General features: G+C 64.7%; 12 protein-coding genes and 1 tRNA gene. 9 read left to right on the top strand and 4 right to left on the bottom strand.

Annotation, left to right across the window (positions count from 1 at the left end; genetic code table 11):
• Positions 1-15: 15 nt before the first annotated feature.
• Positions 16-2,862, top strand: a complete 2,847-nt coding sequence (locus C3Y92_RS12220; protein WP_129352900.1) for an FAD-binding and (Fe-S)-binding domain-containing protein — start codon at positions 16-18, stop codon at positions 2,860-2,862.
• Positions 2,863-3,173: 311 nt separating this feature from the next.
• Entirely contained in the window at positions 3,174-6,041 is a 2,868-nt protein-coding gene (locus C3Y92_RS12215; RefSeq protein WP_129352898.1) for a caspase family protein, read from the top strand.
• A gap of 239 nt (positions 6,042-6,280) precedes the next feature.
• On the opposite strand, the gene C3Y92_RS12210 is transcribed toward C3Y92_RS12215, so the two are convergent.
• Positions 6,281-7,396: an acyltransferase family protein gene (locus C3Y92_RS12210; RefSeq protein WP_129352896.1), complete on the bottom strand. Its 1,116-nt coding sequence runs from the start codon at positions 7,394-7,396 to the stop codon at positions 6,281-6,283.
• A 72-nt stretch (positions 7,397-7,468) separates the two neighbouring features.
• On the opposite strand from C3Y92_RS12210, the gene C3Y92_RS12205 reads away from it, so the two are divergent.
• Positions 7,469-9,646: a B12-binding domain-containing radical SAM protein gene (locus C3Y92_RS12205; RefSeq protein ID WP_235669471.1), complete on the top strand. Its 2,178-nt coding sequence runs from the start codon at positions 7,469-7,471 to the stop codon at positions 9,644-9,646.
• A 264-nt stretch (positions 9,647-9,910) separates the two neighbouring features.
• Here the strand turns inward: C3Y92_RS12205 and C3Y92_RS12200 are convergent.
• The 3 genes from C3Y92_RS12200 to C3Y92_RS12190 form a co-directional block, all read right to left on the bottom strand.
• A tRNA-Ser gene (locus C3Y92_RS12200) sits at positions 9,911-10,004 on the bottom strand.
• An 85-nt stretch (positions 10,005-10,089) separates the two neighbouring features.
• Positions 10,090-10,623, bottom strand: a complete 534-nt coding sequence (locus C3Y92_RS12195; RefSeq protein WP_129352894.1) for a nucleoside deaminase — start codon at positions 10,621-10,623, stop codon at positions 10,090-10,092.
• Positions 10,624-10,903: 280 nt separating this feature from the next.
• Positions 10,904-11,716 (bottom strand): phosphoribosylformylglycinamidine synthase subunit PurQ, encoded by an 813-nt coding sequence (locus C3Y92_RS12190; protein ID WP_129352892.1) that lies wholly within the window; start codon positions 11,714-11,716, stop codon positions 10,904-10,906.
• Positions 11,717-11,890: 174 nt separating this feature from the next.
• On the opposite strand from C3Y92_RS12190, the gene C3Y92_RS12185 reads away from it, so the two are divergent.
• The 6 genes from C3Y92_RS12185 to rapZ all read left to right on the top strand — a co-directional run bounded on the left by C3Y92_RS12185 (position 11,891) and on the right by rapZ (position 17,856).
• A complete protein-coding gene (locus C3Y92_RS12185; RefSeq protein ID WP_043600621.1) occupies positions 11,891-13,522 on the top strand; it encodes a CTP synthase in 1,632 nt (543 codons plus the stop codon).
• A 210-nt stretch (positions 13,523-13,732) separates the two neighbouring features.
• The gene (locus C3Y92_RS12180; protein ID WP_129352890.1) at positions 13,733-14,269 is read left to right on the top strand and encodes a KdsC family phosphatase; all 537 of its coding nucleotides are present in this window, start codon (positions 13,733-13,735) and stop codon (positions 14,267-14,269) included.
• A gap of 131 nt (positions 14,270-14,400) precedes the next feature.
• Positions 14,401-15,831 carry an RNA polymerase factor sigma-54 gene (gene rpoN, locus C3Y92_RS12175; RefSeq protein WP_129352888.1) on the top strand — a complete coding sequence of 477 codons (1,431 nt, stop codon included), beginning with the start codon at positions 14,401-14,403 and terminating at the stop codon, positions 15,829-15,831.
• Positions 15,832-15,881: 50 nt separating this feature from the next.
• Positions 15,882-16,430 carry a ribosome hibernation-promoting factor, HPF/YfiA family gene (gene hpf, locus C3Y92_RS12170; RefSeq protein ID WP_129352886.1) on the top strand — a complete coding sequence of 183 codons (549 nt, stop codon included), beginning with the start codon at positions 15,882-15,884 and terminating at the stop codon, positions 16,428-16,430.
• Entirely contained in the window at positions 16,431-16,880 is a 450-nt protein-coding gene (locus tag C3Y92_RS12165) for a PTS sugar transporter subunit IIA (protein ID WP_129352884.1), read from the top strand.
• Between the two features lie 88 nt (positions 16,881-16,968).
• Positions 16,969-17,856 carry an RNase adapter RapZ gene (gene rapZ, locus C3Y92_RS12160; protein WP_129352882.1) on the top strand — a complete coding sequence of 296 codons (888 nt, stop codon included), beginning with the start codon at positions 16,969-16,971 and terminating at the stop codon, positions 17,854-17,856.
• Positions 17,857-18,064: the final 208 nt, after the last annotated feature.

Below are 18,064 nucleotides of genomic sequence, written 5' to 3'. Positions count from 1 at the left end.
GCCAAGGAGCCGTCCATGACCGAGCCGTGCCGCGCCGAAAGCCTGCCCGTTGCCCATAAAGCCTTCCACGACCGCATAAGCGCCTTCATCCCGGCCGAGCGCATCTTCCTCGGCCCGTTTCGCAACCTCGCCCTGGGCGACGACGCCAGCTTCTATCGGCTGATCCCCAAGATCGTCATCAAGGCCGTCACCGAAGCCGAGGTGGCCCGCATTCTTCGCGCCGCCGCCGCCGAACACGTGGCCGTTACCTTCCGCACCGCCGGCACCAGCCTGTCCGGCCAGGCGCTGACCGATTCCGTGCTGGTCTATCTGGCCGGCGCCTGGCGCGGGCTGCGCATCCATCCCGGCGCGGGCCACATCAGCCTGGAGCCCGGCGTCATCGGGGCCGAGGCCAACGTGCGGCTTGCCCCTTACGGCCGCAAGATCGGCCCGGACCCGGCGTCCATAAGCGCCTGCATGATCGGCGGCATCGCCGCCAACAATTCGTCGGGCATGTGCTGCGGCACGGCGGAAAACAGCTACAAGACCGTGGAATCCATGCGTCTGGTCTTCGCCGACGGCACGGCCCTGGACACCGCCGACCCGGCCTCCCGGGCCGCCTTTGCCGTGGCCCGGCCGAAACTGCTGGCCGAGCTGGCCGCCATGCGCGCCGAAATCCTGGCCGACGGGGAACTGGCCGAGCGCATCCGCCGCAAATTCAAGATCAAAAACACCACCGGCTATGGGCTAAACGCCTTTATCGACTTTGAAGACCCCTTCGACATCCTGCTGCACCTCATCATCGGCTCCGAAGGGACCTTGGCCTTTATCAGCGAGGTCACCTACCGCACCGTGGTCGAGCACCCCCACAAGGCCTCGTCGCTCATGATCTACCCGACCATCGACGCCGCCTGCCGGGCCACCATGGCCCTGAAACAAGGCCTGGTGTCGGCCGTGGAGCTCATGGACCGGGCCTCGCTGCGCTCGGTGGAGGACAAACCCGGGATGCCGGCCTATCTCAAGGAATTGTCCGAGGAGGCCGCCGCCATTTTGGTGGAAGTGCGCGCCGCCGACAAACCCGGGCTGCTGGCCGCCATCGACGGCGCGCTGTCCCGGGTGGCCGGCATCGAGCCGGTCTTTCCGCTCATCTTCATGGACGGCAAGGACGATTACGAAAAGCTGTGGAACATCCGGCGCGGACTTTTCACCTCGGTCGGCGGAGCGCGAAAGCCCGGCACGGCCGTCATCATCGAGGACGTGGTCTTTCCCATCGAGCGGCTGGCCGAGGGCACGGTGGAACTCCAGCGCCTCATGCGCGACCACGGTTTTGCCGAAGGCATCATTTTCGGCCATGCCCTGGAAGGCAATCTCCACTTCGTCTTTTGCCCGGACTTCGGCGACCCGGACGCCACGGCCCATTACCGGGCGCTGTTGGACGAAGTGGCGGCCATGGTCGTCGGCCGCTACGACGGCTCGCTCAAGGGCGAACACGGCACCGGCCGCAACATGGCCCCCTTTGTCGAGATGGAGTGGGGCCGCACCGCCTACGCCTATATGCAGCGCCTCAAGGCCGCCTTCGATCCCGAAGGCATCCTCAATCCCGGTGTGATCTTAAACGACGACAAGGAAGTGCACCTCAAGGACTTGAAACCCATGCCGGCAGTCGATCCCATCATCGACCGCTGCATCGAGTGCGGCTACTGCGAATCGGTGTGCCCCTCGCGAAACGTCACCACCACGCCGCGCCAGCGCATAGCACTCCAGCGCCACATGGCCCTGGCCAAGCAGACCGGCGACCTGGGCGAATTCAACGACTTCCACGACGCCTACGCCTACTACGGCGCGGCCACCTGCGCCGCCGACGGCCTGTGCGCCACGGTCTGTCCCGTGGCCGTGGACACCGGCTCCTTCACCAAAAGCTACCGCGGCCGGGAAGCCGGCGGCCGGGCGCGCAAGATCGGCCGGTTCGTGGCCGACCACTACGGCCTGGTGACGACCCTGGCCAGCGGCGGGCTGTGGCTGTCCCACGGCGTCCACAAGCTGCTGGGGACCAAGGCCATGACCGCCATGACCCACGGCCTGCGAAAGCTCTCGCGGGGCCTGGTTCCCTACTGGACGCCCACCGCTCCCAAGGGCGCGCCGCGCCTGGAGCTGAAAAACACCCGCCAAGGCAAGGGCCGGCGGGTGGTCTATTTCCCGAGCTGCACCACCCGGGCCATGGGTCCCTCGGCCCTGGACCCGGACCAGCGCGGGCTTTTCGCCGCCGTCATGTCCGTTTTGGCCAAGGCCGGCTACGACGTCATCTTCCCCGAGGGCTTGAAGGAATTGTGCTGCGGCCTGACGCTGGAATCCAAGGGCCTGCACGAGGACGCGGGGCGCAAATCGGCCGAGCTGGAGGCGGTGCTGCGAAAAGTGAGCGACAACGGGGCCATCCCCATCCTGTGCGACGCCAGCCCGTGCCTCTACACCATGCGCTGCAAGATGGAGCCGGGGCTTAAACTCCACGAACCCGTGGAATTCATCCACGACTTCTGCCTGCCGCATCTTGATCTGACCCCGGTTGACGCGGCCGTGGCCCTGCATGTCTCGTGCTCGTCGGTGAAAATGGGCCTGTCGGCCAAGTTCGCCGCCCTGGCCAAGTTGTGCGCCAAACAGGTGGTCATCCCGCGCAACATCCACTGCTGCGGCTTTGCCGGCGACCGGGGCTTTTTCTACCCCGAACTCAACGCCGCCGCCCTGGCCGATCTGCCCGGGCAACTGCCGGCCACGGTCACGGCCGGCTACAGCAACAGCCGTACCTGCGAAATCGGCCTGTCCTTCCACGGCGGCATCCCCTACCAGTCCATGGCCTACCTGGTGGACCAGGCCGCCCGGCCGAAGTAGGGGGAGGGGGAGATGCCTTGCGGCGGCCAGGAGAGGCGCTGCCTCTGCCTTTCCCTCTCCGCTGGGGGCCTGAGGCCCCCAGCCCCCCCGACTGGGTGATGCGGGCTGGCGGGAGTGTCGTGGCGGGCGAGAGGGTGAAAGGGGAGTGCGCGCCTGGGGCGCATGAGCGGAAATTCATGAAGCGTTAACAAAGGTCGAAACGCCGCGCCAGGGCTGGGGTTCCGGCCCTGGCACGGCCCTTGCGGGCTTGACGGGGACAGGCGGCGGGGAGAAGAATGCGCGCCGCCCGGTATTGGGCGAGGAGTCTGCCCATGCGCCTTCGCGTACTCGTTCTCACGCTGCTTGTTCTCCTTTTCGCCTGCACCCACGCCGCTGCCGCCACGCCGCCCGCCGAACCGATCCTGCGCATAGAAACCGGCATGCATACGGCGCTCATCAAGCGCATCGCCGTGGACGCGCTGGGCCGCTATCTGGCCACGGCCTCCGACGACAAGACCTGCCGCGTCTGGGACATCAAGACCGGCGAACAACTGCGCGTGCTGCGCCCGCCCATCGGCCATGAATACGAAGGCCGGCTCTACAGCGTGGCCATGAGCCCCGACGGCCGCTACGTCTTTTGCGGCGGCTGGTCCGGCTATGGCTGGGACAAGGCCCACAGCGTCTACATCTTCGACCGCGAAACCGGCCAGCTCGTGCGCCGGCTGACCGGCCTGCCAAGCGTTGTCAACCATCTGGCCGTCTCCCGCGACGGGGCCTATCTGGCCGCCGTCATGGGCGAGGACGGGCTGCGCGTCTGGCGGCTGTCCGATCTGGCGCTTATCGGCCAGGACCGCGACTATAAGGGCGAGAGCTACGGCGCGGCCTTTGACGGCAAGGGCCATCTGGCCACGGCCTGCTACGACGGCGCGGTGCGGCTCTACCGGGTGGCCGACACGGGCCTGACCCTTTTAGCCAAGACCCAGACCCAGGGCGGCGCGCGGCCCTTTTCCCTGGCCTTTTCCCCGGACGGCAGCCAGCTGGCCGTGGGCTTTACCGACACTCCGGCCGTGACGGTCCTGGACGCCGAGACCCTGGGCCTGCTTGGCGCGCCCAACCTCGCCGGAGTGGACAACGGCAACCTCGCCACCGTCGCCTTTGCCGTCGACGGGGCGCTTCTGGCCGCCGGCCGCTGGGTCACGGACCGGGGCTGCCCCATCCGCAGCTTCAAACCTTCCGATTACGTGCAATACCGCGACCTCGACACCGGCAAATCGGCCGTGGTGGCCCTGTGTCCGCTGCCCGACGGCGGCGTGGCCTACGGCACGGTGGCCCCGCGCTGGGGCGTGCTGCGCCCGGACGGCAGCTTCGGCATGACCCGCTCCCCGGCCATCCAGGACTACCGCTCCTCGGTGCGGGCCTTCTACCTCGACCGCACCGGCGAGACGGTGGGCTATGCCGTGGGCGGGCGCAAGGGCGTCTACCGCTTTGCCTTGCCCGGCCGCGATCTGCGCCATATCGACGCCGTGACCCCGGACATGGCCGCGCCGCGAACCCAGGCCGCGGGCCTGACCGTGGCCGGCTGGGAAGGCGGGCGCACGCTGACGTTAAACGGCCAGCCGCTCAAGATGAAGGATTTCGAGACGTCCTTTTCCCTGGCCATCGCCCCGGACAACCGCCGGCTGATCCTGGGCACCTCCTGGAACGTCCGGGCCTACGGAGCCGACGGCGCGCCGTTGTGGCAGACTCCGGCCCCGGACACGGTCTGGGCGGTGGGCGTCAGCGGCGACGGCCGCATGGTCGTCGCGGCCATGGGCGACGGCTCCATCCGCTGGTACCGTCTGGAGGACGGGCGCGAGCTGCTGGCCTATTTCCCCAATGCCGACGGCAAGCGCTGGGTGTTGTGGACCCCGACGGGCTACTACGACGCCTCCCCGGGCGGCGAGGACATGATCGGCTGGAACGTCAACAACGGCCCGGACCACGCGGCCGACTTCTTTCCGGCCTCGCGCTTCCGCGAAGCCTTCCACCGCCCCGACGTGGTGGACATGGTGCCGCGCGCCCTGGACGAGGACCGAGCCCTGGCCGCGGCCAACGTGGCCCGTGGGGGCGATGTGCGCGCGCCTTCGGTGCTGACTGCCCGGCCGCCGGTGGTGGAAATCCTCAGTCCGGCTCCGGGCGGGGGATTTGCCGCCCCGGACATGGCCGTCAAATACGCCGTGCGCAGTCCCGGCGGCGAGGACATCACCGCCGTGCGGGTGCTGGTGGACGGCGCGCGCGTGCTGGAGCAACGCCCCAATCTCGCCGGCCGGGGCCTAGAGCCCAGCGTGCTCACCAGCAACGTGGCCCTGCCCGAGCGCGACGTGGTGCTTTCGGTGGTGGCCGAGAACAAAAATGGCCCCTCGGCCCCGGCCACGGTGAAGCTCAAGTGGACCGGCCGCGCCGCCGCGCCGGCCGCGCCGGCCTCCAAGCTCTACGTCCTGGCCATCGGAGCCGGAGCCTATGCCGACAAGTCCCTGTCGCTCACCTATCCGGCCAAGGACGCCCAGGACTTCGCCGCCGCCATGGCCCTGCAAAAGGGCAAGCTCTACAGCGACGTGGTGGTGCGTACCCTCACCGACGAAGCCGCCACCAAGGAAGCCATCCTCAACGGCCTGGACTGGATCGAGCGCCAGACCACCCAGCACGACGTGGCCATGATCTTTTTGGCCGGCCATGGGGTCAACGACAAAAACGGCGATTATTACTTCTTGCCGACCACGGTGGAGCTGGAGAAGCTGCGGGCCTCGGGGCTGCCGTTTATGGAAGTGCAAAAGACCATCCGCAACATCGCCGGCAAGACGCTGTTTTTCGTGGACACCTGCCACAGCGGCTCCATCATGGGGGCGTCGCGTCGCGGCATGACGGACGTCAACGGCGTCATCAACGAACTCTCCAGCGCCGGCAACGGGGCCATCGTCTTTGCCGCCTCCACCGGCCGGCAATATTCCCTGGAAAAGCCGGACTGGCAAAACGGGGCCTTCACCAAGGCCCTGGTGGAAGGCGTGCTGGGCAAAGCCGACGTCAAGCGCACCGGCCGGGTGACGTTCAAGATGCTCGACCTCTACATCTCCGAGCGCGTCAAGGAACTCACCGGCGGCGAACAGACCCCGACCACCGGCGTGCCCGGCACGGTGGAGGACTTCCCCATCGCGGCCTACTAACGGAACGCGTTGATTCCCGCCCTTGCTGCCCCGCCGTCGCCGCCCGCGACGGCGGGGTTTTTTTCGTGGTTCGTCGCCACAGGGAGAAAACCGACAAACGGTCCGGTTGGCGGCTGGAGAAAGACAAGTCCGCTTGGACGATGTCGGGCGACGCCCCAGACAACGCCTCACGGCGGCGATAGCGGATTGTCGTGCTGCGCGGAGCGTCCGCTCGTTTGGCTTGGGATGCGGCAGGGAGGTCAGAGCCGTATGACGATGCCCCTGGCATGAAGGGCCAGGGCCAGCAGGAACATGACGGCCAGCATCAGCAGCCCCCAGCACAGGGAGGGAAAAGGGCCGGGCGGCAGGAAACCGAACAGGGCCAGATAAAGCGCCTTTTGCAGGTTGACGGTCTGGCCGGCGGCGTCGGCGACCCGGACATGGCGCAGGCTGGCGGCCAGAAATGAGGCCGTGACGTAGAGGAAAAGCGGGTTGCGGCCGAGGATGCCCAGCGGGCGCGCCCAGGCGGCCCTGGGACGGCCGTCGAGGACGGCGTGGGCGACAGCCAGCATAACGAGACCCAGGCCGCCGGTAACAAGCACGAAGGAACTCGTGCACAAGGATTTGTTGAAAGGAAAAACGACGTCCCAGGCCAGGCCGAGAGCGATCATGAGCAGTCCGAACAGGCCGGCGCGTCCGGGCCTGTCGCCGCCCTGGCGCAGCCAGCGGCCGGCCAGCACGCCGATAAGCCCCAGGGCGATGGCCGGGAAGGTGGACAGGATGCCCTCCGGGTCCCAACTCGTGTTGAATTTCCAGATGTGCCGGCCAAGGACGAGCTGGTCGAGCCAGCCTTGAAGGTTGGGTTCCATGCCCAGGGAGGGATGGCCGTGGCCGGGCACCGGCACGGCGGCCAGCAGCAGCCAGTAGCCAAGCAGCGTCACGGCGGCGACGACGGCAAGGGCGCGGCTGGACAACCGCGACTGGAGCCAGGCGGTGGCGAGATAGACCACGGCGATGCGTTGGAGCACGCCCGGGAGGCGCAGTTCGTCGAAGCTCAGGCGTAGGTAGGCGTTTTCCCCCAGCCCCAGGGCAAAGAGCACGGCGGCGCGCGGGAGGATTTTGCGCCAGAGGCTGAAGCGCCCCGTGGCGTCGCGGGTCTTGTCAGGGGCGATGGCCAAGGCGACGCATACGCCGACCAGGAAGAGAAACAGGGGAAAAACCACGTCGGCCAGGGTCAGCCCGTGCCACTGGGCGTGGAGCAATTGGGGATACACGAAGCGCCGGTCGCCGGGATTGTTGACCACGATCATGGCGGCAATGGCCAGGCCGCGCAGGGCGTCGACGGAAAGCAGTCTGGATATGGTGGGGGTGGGCATGGCCGACTCCTGAACGGCGGGCCGAGGCTGCTGCCGTCAGGGCCATGTTACGCCCCCAAAGCCCGAAGTGGAATGCTGGTGTGGATGGGGCCTTCAGTGGTCCTTGCCCAGGCCAAGGACGTTACGGGCTTGTCTGGAACAGGCGGGGTCAGTGTAACGTTTTTCGATGCCTATCGACTAAAAGCCCTGAGCATGGGGAGCCTCCGGGAACGGAGAGGAAGCTGCCTTGCCAGGAGGACGGGCGATATGGCCATTCGCAAAAAGGTGTTGCTGTTTAATCCGCCGCCCAATCCTGACATCGGGCCGCAGCTGCACCTTGAAAGTCTCGGCCTGGGCTATGTCGCCGCCTCCGTGCGCCGGGAGCTGGGCAGGACCCATGCGGTGACGCTTTGGGACTGCAGTCTGATCGACAAGTCCATGGCTCACGTACCCGAGGTGCTTCAGGCCATTGCGCCTGACTATGTCGGCCTGAGCCTTTCGGCCATGAACGCCGGGCAAGGCGTGGCCCTGGCCGCCCAGGTTCGCAAGCGCCATCCCCGGGCCAAGATCCTGATCGGCGGCATTCTGGCTTCTTCCCTGCCGGCTGAGGAATTGGCTTGCTACAGCCCGGACGCGATCATTCGGGGCGAAGGCGAAACGCTTGTCCCGCAGGCGTTGGCCTTGCTTGAGGACGCCGCACCTGGTCAGGTGTTGGAGCTGGTCCAGGAGCAAGCCCTTGATGTGGACGCCCTTGCCTGGCCCGCCCGGGACATGTTGCCCTGGCAGCTCAAGATGCATGCCCAGGCCAGCGTCGCCGCCTCGCGCGGTTGTCCGTACCGATGCAGTTTTTGCAGTATCCCCAAAGCCGGTCCCATCAGGAAATGGCGTCCTCGGGACATCGACGACGTGGTCGATGAGATGCGTTTTCTCTATAAGACCTACAACATCGCCCACTTCTATTTCGTTGACGACAACTTCATCCTCAATTCCAAGCCTTCCTTTCTGCGGGCCGAACGCTTCGCCAAACTTGTACGGGACAAACTGCCTTGCATCCGTTTCGGATTTATGTGCCGATCCTCAGCCATCGACAAACGACTCATCAATAGTCTGAAGTCTGCCGGCTTAGCGGGTGTTTTTCTCGGTATAGAGTCGTTTTCCCAGGCTGTCCTTGATCGCTATAACAAGAAGGAGACCGTTGAGGGGCACATACGGGCCATTGCCGTCCTTAACGATCTGGACATAACCATCAATCCGGGGTTTATTTTCTTCGATCCCTGGACCAGCGCTTCCGAGATGCGGCAGACGATAAGCGTCATGAAGGACATCGATTTTCCATCACTGCAATCCATCAATTCCAAATTGACCTGCTATCGCGGAACGGCCATCGAACAACAGCTGGAAGAACTGGAGAAGCCAGAGACACGTCTGGGTATACGCGGCTATGCCGTCAAGGAAGCGCAAACTGCAATCATTATGGAGCAATGTTGCGACATATTTCAAAATCAGCTGCTTTCTGATCCTGATTATGTCGAATATCAGCATTGTCAGTATGTGTTGGGATCGTTGCAGCCTTTTTTTCTCAATACGCCTCAGGAATCGCTCTTTGTGTTGCATTATGCGCAATGCAAGACGCTGTGGAAGGCCGGAGACATGGCCGTTTTGCAGCGGATAGACGACTATTTGCGCAGTGCGAGCGCTCCGGGAGCGTCAGCCGGCGCTGTGCTGGACGCCCACTCCCGGGAGCGCTGGCGCAAGGGCAATGCCTGCGCCAAGCTGTTTTTCACCCTGGCGCAACCGCATCTGGTTCGCGCCGTGGCCGCCGGCTGCGCCGAGGAGGCCCGGCTGGCCGTACTGGCCTTTAATGTGCCCGGCGGGCACCTCGACATGGCCGGCCTGCTCGACCAGCCCGGCGCAAACGGCGGGAGCAACGACGTCACCATCGCCCAGGCCCTGGGCTATGCCTGGGATGCCGGCTCTATGGGCGGCTATCTGCGCCGCTTGGTCCGCAACAATGACGTCCAGGCCCTTGTGGCCCTCGTGGAGTCGGCCTGCCTGACGTTCAACTTTGCCGTCATTGAAGCGGTGGAACGCTGCCTGGAGGAAGCGGGCATCCCAGCCGCCGAATCCGTGGTGGACAGCCTGGGGCAGGCTAGGCAACTGTTTCGCTCCAGCTATCCCGAGTTTGTTTTGGCCCAGGCCCAATCGTCGATGTCGGTCGCCTCAAGGGTCAGGACGACAAGACCCATGGTCAACTCCTGTCCAGCCGATTAAGCCTTTCGATCAGGCCGAAAAGACCGACGACAAGGCAGGGTGAGGACGCAACAGAGCGTATCCATCGAAAACCTCCTTCAAGGGGCTGTCGATGGCCCGGCTACAACCCTGGGACATGGGGGCGGCGTAGAACCGCGGGGCGAGGGCGTAATTTTTATTTGCGGGAGAGGGAAGAGGTCGTGGGGCAGGCCGTATTGGGACGCAAGAAATCAGCGGCGTTTGTGCGTCGCTGGATATTGTAACTAGCTTGTTTTGTTGATCAATTGGCGGAGAGGGTGGGATTCGAACCCACGTGCAGGCTATTAACCCGCAACCCGATTTCGAGTCGGGCCCGTTACGACCACTTCGGTACCTCTCCGCACAGAGAGCTGGAAGGGAGTCGGCAAATTATCCTCGGCCCGGCTGGTTGGCAAGCATTTTTTCGCGTGGGCCGCAATCACGCCTCAACCCGCTCCACCGCGCCGCTTTTCCCGGAAAAAATCCCGCAACAGTCCGCCGCATTCCCCGGCCATGATTCCGGACACGACGTCGAAGTGGTGGTTGAAAAAGGGCAGGTCCGGGCCGGGCAGCCGGGAATCGACGACCCCGGTGCGCGGGTCGGTCGCGCCATAGACGAGCAGGCCCACACGGGCGTGGATCATGGCCCCCAGGCACATGAGGCACGGCTCCAGGGTCACGGCCAGGATCGTGCCCGGCAGCCGGTAGTTGCCGACCTTGGCCGCCGCCTGGCGCAAGACCCGCATCTCGGCGTGGGCCGTGGGATCGTTTGTGGTGATGGGCGCGTTGCCGGCCCGGGCCAGCAGTTCGCCGTCGGCGGAGAGCAAAACAGCGCCCACCGGCGTCTCGCCCAGAACCGCCGCCGCCCGGGCCTCGGCCAGGGCCAGGGCCATCACCGCCTCGAAATCCGGCCAGCCCGGCGGCGGGGCGGGCAGTTCGCCACAGGCGGCGTCGAAGCGTCTGACGGGAACCAGGGCCATGGCGTTTGTCCGGCTGGCGCACTCGGCAAGGGGAGCGCGGTAATAGAGGTTCTTGTTGAGGCGGCACGGTGGCCAGAAGTACAGGGCACACGGCTTTCTTGGTCGCCGGAAGGTCCGACACCATGGACGCGGCAACGCCTTTACAGGCCGAAATCTGGACGACGCTGCGCGTTTGGCGGCGGTTGCGACCTTGGCCAACGGCGTCCTGGGATGGGCAGCGGCAAAAACGGCCCGGCGCGGGAGGTCCCCGGCCGGGCCGTAGACTGGCGGAAAAGCCCGATCAGGCCCCGGCGCGCAGATAGGCCACGGCGTTTTCGAAAAGAGCCGTGCCCAGGGTCGGTCGCGCGCCCCGGGTGTAATCGGGGTGGTTGGTCGGATGGTTGAAGGCCTCGGGATGGGGCATGAGCCCCAGGATGCGGCCCGTGGGGTCGGTCAGTCCGGCAATGGCCTGGGGAGAACCGTTGGGGTTGGCCGGATAGTCCATGGTGACCGCGCCCGTGGCCGGGTCGGCGTACTGCAGGGCCACGGCGCCGCTGGCCATAAGTTCGTCGAGGACGGCCGGCTCCATGGGCACGAGCTTGCCCTCGCCGTGGCGCACGGGCAGGTCGATGACCGAAAGGCCCTTGGTAAACACGCACGGGCTTTGCGGGTTGGCCCGCAGCGTCACCCAACGGTCCTCGAAGCGGGCCGAGTCGTTGTTGGCCAGGCTCACCTGGCGGGCGAAGTAGGCTCCGCCCAGGGCCGGCAGAAGGCCGAGCTTGACGAGGAGCTGAAAGCCGTTGCAGATGCCGAGGATAAGGCCTCCGGCGTCGAAGAAGGCGCGCAGCTGGTCAAGAAGCGGTTCGCCTGCGGCGGTCTGGGCATGTTTCCAGCGCACGGCTGCGGCCTGGGCCGCGCCAAGGTCGTCGCCGTCGAGAAACCCGCCGGGAAAAATCAAAAAATTGTAGGCGTCGATCCTTGTCCGGCCGGCCACGATGTCGGAAAAGAATACGATGTCGGTAACATCGGACCCGGCCATGCGGGCGGCATGGGCCGATTCGACCTCGCAGTTGGAGCCGAAACCGGTGATCACGAGGGTGCGCACCTGGGGCATACGGGGAAATCCTCCCAAGGGTTCCTTGAAAAATTGCTTCCGAAAGCTTACTTTGCGCGGCTGAACATACGGGGCCGCACCGGCCGCGTCAACCGCGCCCGGGCCAAAGGCCTGGCGGTGGGCGCATTCCGCCGGGGTCGCCGGGACGGACCCGTGAAACAAGGACGGCATGCCATGAAGACCAAGTTTATTTTCGTTACGGGAGGGGTGCTGTCCTCCCTGGGCAAGGGACTCGCCGCCGCCTCCATCGGCGCGCTGCTCCAGGCCCGGGGACTCAAGGTCACCATCCAGAAACTCGATCCCTACATCAACGTCGATCCCGGCACCATGAACCCGTTCCAGCACGGCGAAGTGTACGTCACCGACGACGGGGCCGAAACCGACCTCGACCTCGGGCATTACGAGCGCTACCTCGGCGTGCCCATGAGCCAGAACAACAACTTCACCTCCGGGCGCATCTATTTCAGCGTCATCCAGAAAGAGCGCCGGGGCGACTACCTGGGCGGCACCGTCCAGGTGATCCCCCACATCACCGATGAGATCAAGCGTTCCATCCTGGGCGTCGCCACTGACGAGGATGTGGCCATCATCGAAATCGGCGGCACGGTGGGCGACATCGAGGGCCAGCCCTTCCTGGAGGCCATCCGCCAGCTGCGCATGGAACTGGGCAAGGAAAACGCCCTGTACATCCACCTGACGCTGGTGCCCTACCTGCGCACGGCCGGGGAGGTCAAAACCAAGCCCACCCAGCACAGCGTCAAGGAACTGCGCTCCATCGGCATCCAGCCCGACATCATCATCTGCCGCAGCGAAGTGGATCTGGCCCGGGACATCAAGCAGAAGATCGCGCTTTTTTGCGACGTCGATGCCGACGCCGTGTTCACGGCCGTGGACGTCAAGAGCATCTACGAGCTGCCGCTGCGTCTCTATGGCGAGGGCGTGGACCAAAAAATCGCCATTTTGCTGCGTCTGCCGGCCAAAAACGCCGAACTCGAACCCTGGCGCGACCTCATGTACCGCCTGGAAAACCCGGTCGGCACTGTGTCCATCGCCATCGTCGGCAAGTACGTGGACCTCAAGGAGGCCTACAAGAGCCTTCACGAATCCCTGGTCCACGGCGGCGTCCACGCCGGGGTGTCGGTCAATTTCGTTTACGTCAACTCCGAGGAGCTGACCCGGGAAAACGTGGCCGCCACGCTTTCGGGCATTGACGGCATCCTCGTTCCCGGCGGTTTCGGCTCGCGCGGGGTGGAAGGCAAGATCGCCTCCATCGAATACGCCCGCACCAAGAAGATCCCCTTCTTCGGCATCTGCCTGGGCATGCAGTGCGCGGTCATCGAATACGCCCGCAACGTGCTGGGCCTGGACGGGGCCAACTCCGAGGAGTTCGACCTGACCACGCAACATCCGGTCATCTACCTCATGCGCGAGTGGTACGACTTCCGCACCCAGACCATCGAGCACCGCGACCCGACCAGCGACAAGGGCGGCACCATGCGCCTGGGCGCCTATCCCTGCGTGGTCGCGCCGGGCACCAAGGCGGCCGCCGCCTACGGCGCGTCGGAAATCTCCGAGCGCCACCGCCACCGCTACGAGTTCAACAAGGCCTACGCCGGCAATTTCGAGGAAGCCGGCTTGGTCTTAAGCGGCCTGTCCCCGGACGGCGAACTGGTCGAGATGGTGGAGCTGCCCGACCATCCCTGGTTCCTGGGCTGCCAGTTCCATCCCGAATTCAAGAGCAGCCCCATGCGTCCGCATCCGCTGTTCCGCGAGTTCGTGGCCGCGGCCAAGCGGCACAAGGGCTAGACGGCCCAAGCGCAAAAAGATGGCTCGGTCCGGGGAAGGCGGCTTCTCCGGACTTTTTTTGGGCCAAAGGGCTGCATGGCTTGGCAAGGCTCTAAAAACGTTTATCTTCTGGTCATGGTGCGATTTTTGGGCTAGATTGCGCCTGTCGGCGGCCAGGGTAGGGCGTTGCTTTTTCGCTTCGCGGCCGTCGTATCGCAAAGGGAGTCTATTATGTCCGAAGACGCCAAACTGGCCATTGCGCGCGCCCGGGACGTGGAGCTGCTGGTGCTCGACGTTGATGGGGTCATGACCGACGGCGGCATCTACGTCGATGCCCGGGGCGAGGTGATCAAGCGTTTCCATGTCCACGACGGGTTGGGCATCAAGGCGGCCCAGGCGGCGGGACTGGCCGTGGCGGTCATAAGCGGCCTGGACAGCCCGGCCGTGGCCGCCCGGATGCGGGAACTGGGCATCGAGGAGTACCACCCCGGCCACTACCGCAAGGTGGGTGTGCTGGAAGGCATTCTCGCCCGGGCCGGGTTGGCCCCGCATCAGGCCGCCTTTCTCGGCGACGATTGGGTGGACGCCGGCCCCATGGAGCTGGTCGGGCTGCCCATGGCCGTGGCCGACGCCCAGCCGGAGATCCTTGATCTGGCCTTGTGGGTGTCGCGGCGCGGGGGAGGGCAGGGCGCGGTGCGCGAGGCCGTGCGTTATATTTTGGCCGCCAAGGGCCGGTTGGAAGCCGCCTACCAGTGGTTCCTCGGCTGAAGGCCGATAGTGCCGATTGCCACAAGGCTTCAATTGTGGCATGGTTTTTGTTGGGCGGGGTGGCCCTCGTCCGGGCAAGGCCCACAGACAATTCCCGATAACGTCAACGACATTCGAGCACGGCGGTAAGCATGGCCCTGGAACTGCGGCAGCAACTCAAGCTTTCCCAACAGCTGGTGATGACCCCCCAGCTGCAGCAAGCCATCAAGCTCTTGCAGCTGTCGCGGCTGGAGCTGCTTGAAAGCGTGCAGCAGGAGCTTTTGGAAAATCCTCTTCTGGAGGAATCCGTCGAGGAGGACCGCCAGCCCGAACGCGTCATGGTCGAGGACAACAACGGCCCCACGGGAGCCGACGCGGCCATCGAAAAGGAACTGCTCAAAAACGCCGAGTGGGACGACTACCTTGGCGATTTCGCCAGCACGAGCAAGCAGTCCCTGTCCCGCGACCTGGAAGTGCCCGAGGAGGGCATGGCTTTCGACGCCCGTTTGGCCTCCAAGCCGTCCCTCGACGGCCACCTCGGCTGGCAGATGCACCTGTCTAATTTTACGGCCAAGGAAGTCGAGATCGGCGAGACCATCGTCGGCAGCCTCAATTCCTCGGGCTATCTGCGGGCCACGGTGGAGGAAATCGCCGGCATGGCCAACGCCGACCCGGCCCATGTCGAAAAGGTGCTCCACCGTCTCCAGCGCTTCGATCCCGTGGGCGTGGCCGCCCGCACTCCCAGCGAATGCCTGCTCATACAAATCGAGGTCTACGGCTATGACGATCCCATCCTGATCGAACTCGTTCGCGAGCATCTCGAAGACCTCGAAAAGAAGCGCTACAAGCCCCTGGCCAAGAAATTTCACCTGACCATGGAAAAGCTCAAGGAATACCTGGAGCTGATCCAGACCCTCGATCCCATGCCCGGGGCCAGCTATGGTTCGGGCGACCCGATCTACGTCAGCCCGGACGCCTTCGTCTACAAGTACGGCGAGGACTTCGTCATCCTGCTCAACGAGGAGGGGATGCCGCGCCTGGGACTCAACATGTCCTACACCGACGGCAGCCTGCCGCGAAACGACAAGGACAAGGACTACCTCCAGGATAAGATGCGTTCGGCCATGTGGCTCATGAAGAGCCTGTACCAGCGCCAGCGCACGCTTTATAAGGTTTTGGAGAGCATCGTGAAGTTTCAGCGCGGCTTTTTCGAGGACGGCGTGACCCGGCTGCGGCCGCTGATCCTCAAGGACGTGGCCGACGACATCAGCATGCATGAGTCCACCGTCAGCCGCATCACGTCCAACAAGTACGTGGCCACGCCCCACGGCATTTTCGAGCTCAAGTTCTTTTTCAACAGCGCCCTGGAGCTCGACGACGGCGGCACCGTGGGTTCCGAATCGGTCAAGGCCATGATCAAGCGGATTATTTCCGGCGAGAACGCCAAGAAGCCCATCAGCGACGAGGCCATCGCCGACATGCTCAAAGACGAGCTGCAAATCAACATCGCCCGGCGAACCGTGGCCAAGTACCGCACGGCCATGGGAATCGAGTCGTCGTCGAAGCGCAAGGCGGTTTTCTGATGCTTCGGGCCGGGATTCCGGCCCCTCACCACGCCAGCCTGGAGGATTCTATGAACATCACCTTTAATTTCAAGAATTTCGAGCCGTCTGACCATTTGCGCGATTATGCCAGGAAGCGCTTTGAAAAGCTTGGCAAGTACACCTCGTCCACCGACACCTCGGAAGTCCAGGTCAACCTGGCCGTGGAAAAGACCCGGCAGATGGCCGACGTCATCTTCCTGGCCGACAATATGCATATCTCGGCCCATGAAACCTCCGAGGACATGTACTCCACCATTGACCTGATCCTCGACAAGATCGAGGCTCAGGCCAAGAAGTTCCGCGAGAAGCAAAAGGACCGCCGCCGCCAGACCGTGGAGCAGGTCCGCATGGACGTCATCAGCATCAGCGAGGACGCCGCCGGCGGCCGCGTGCCCACCATCATCGAAACCGACGAGTACCAGCCCAAGCCCATGGCCGTGGAAGAAGCCGCCATGCAGCTTGAGGCCCTCAAGTACGAATTTTTGGTGTTCATCAACTCCGAAACCGAACGGCCCAACGTCATCTACCGCCTGCGCAACGGCGACTTCGGCCTCATCGATCCTGGAACGGGCGCTTAGATGCGGTTAGAGGACTATCTCCAGCCCGAGTTCGTCATCGGGAATCTTGCGTCGGAGTCCAAGTCCGAAGTGTTGGCCGAGCTCGTGGCCCCCATCAAGAAGCAGTGGCCCGATTTTGACGCCAAACGCGCCCATCAGGTGCTGCTCGACCGGGAAAACCTCGGCACCACGGGCATCGGCGACGGGGTGGCCATTCCCCACGGCAAGATGGAGAGCCTCGAACGCATCGTCATCGTCGTCGGGAGAAGCCTTGCGGGCGTCAGCTTCGATGCGCTGGACTTCAAGCCCTGCCGCATCTTCTTCCTGGTGCTCGCGCCCGAGCATGTCGCGGGCCTGCATTTGCGCATTCTGGCCCACATCTCGCGGCTTTTGTCCGACGAATCCTTCCGGCGGGCCTTTTTGGCCGCCGAAACCGACGAGGCCTTGCGGCAGGTGCTCGCCGCCGCCTAAGGCTGCCTGAAAAAACGTTTCCCGCGCGTTTGTCGTCACACAAACGCGCGGGAAATTTGTTAAGCCCTTGGGCCGGAAGGTGAATGCCATGGAACATGCGGCCAGGGAACTCCCCGTCGTTATCTTGACCGGCCTGTCCGGGTCCGGAAAATCCACAGCCCTTCGCGTCTTCGAGGACCTGGGTTTTTTTTGCGTGGACGGGTTGCCGGTCAGCCTCGTGCCCAAGCTCATGAGCCTTTTCGACGACAAGGGCGGCCAGCGCTACAAAGGCCTGGCCCTGGGCATGGACGTGCGCCAAGCCGACCTCGACACCGACTGGGGCGCGACCCTGGCCGAGGTGCGGCGCAAACAGGACCTCACCCAGATCATCTTTTTCGAGGCCGACAACGGCGAGATCATCCGCCGCTACGCCACTACTCGCCGCCCGCATCCTTTGGAAAGCGCCGAGAGGGGCCTTGAGCAAGCGGTCGTGGCCGAGCGCGAACGCATGCGCCCCCTTCGCGACGCCGCCGACATGGTGCTGGACACCACCCATTTCACCATCCACGATCTGCGCCGCAAGCTCCAGGAGAAATGGGCTTCCATCCGGCCCACCGCCGGAACCCTCAAGGTCCACGTCATGAGCTTCGGCTTCAAGTACGGCCCGCCCTCCGAGGCCGACATGGTTTTCGACCTGCGCTTTTTGCCCAATCCCTATTTCAACAAGGAACTGCGCGAGCGCACGGGCAAGGAAGCGGCGGTGCGCGATTACGTCCTGGCCGAGGAACCGGGCCGGGAGTTTTTGCGCCGGCTGACCGAATTTCTGCTCTATCTGCTCCCGCTGTACGCCAAGGAAGGGCGTTACCGCCTGACCCTGGCCTTTGGCTGTACCGGCGGCCGCCACCGTTCGGTGGCCGTGGCCGAGTCGGTCTTTGACACGCTCTCCAAGGCTGGCTACAATATCTCCCTTGAACATCGGCACATTGAACGCGGCTAGGCCGCAGGTCTTAAGCGCTACGGCAACGGGGGTTGCCGGCGAGAGCGGCGGGGCGGTTTACCCGGCCCAGGGGCTTTCGCTTTTGGCGATGGCGACGCCATCCCGGCTGGTCGCCTTGCCGGCCCGGCAGTCTCGTTCGCGGATGATTATCGTGTGAGATCTTGGGCTTCCGCGCGGCGTGGCCGGGACGGAAGCGGGATGCAATGCC

It is taken from the genome of Solidesulfovibrio carbinolicus, assembly GCF_004135975.1.
GTDB lineage: Bacteria > Desulfobacterota > Desulfovibrionia > Desulfovibrionales > Desulfovibrionaceae > Solidesulfovibrio > Solidesulfovibrio carbinolicus.
Note: the sequence above shows the minus strand (reverse complement) of the source record. Positions and strands in the feature narration are given on the sequence as shown.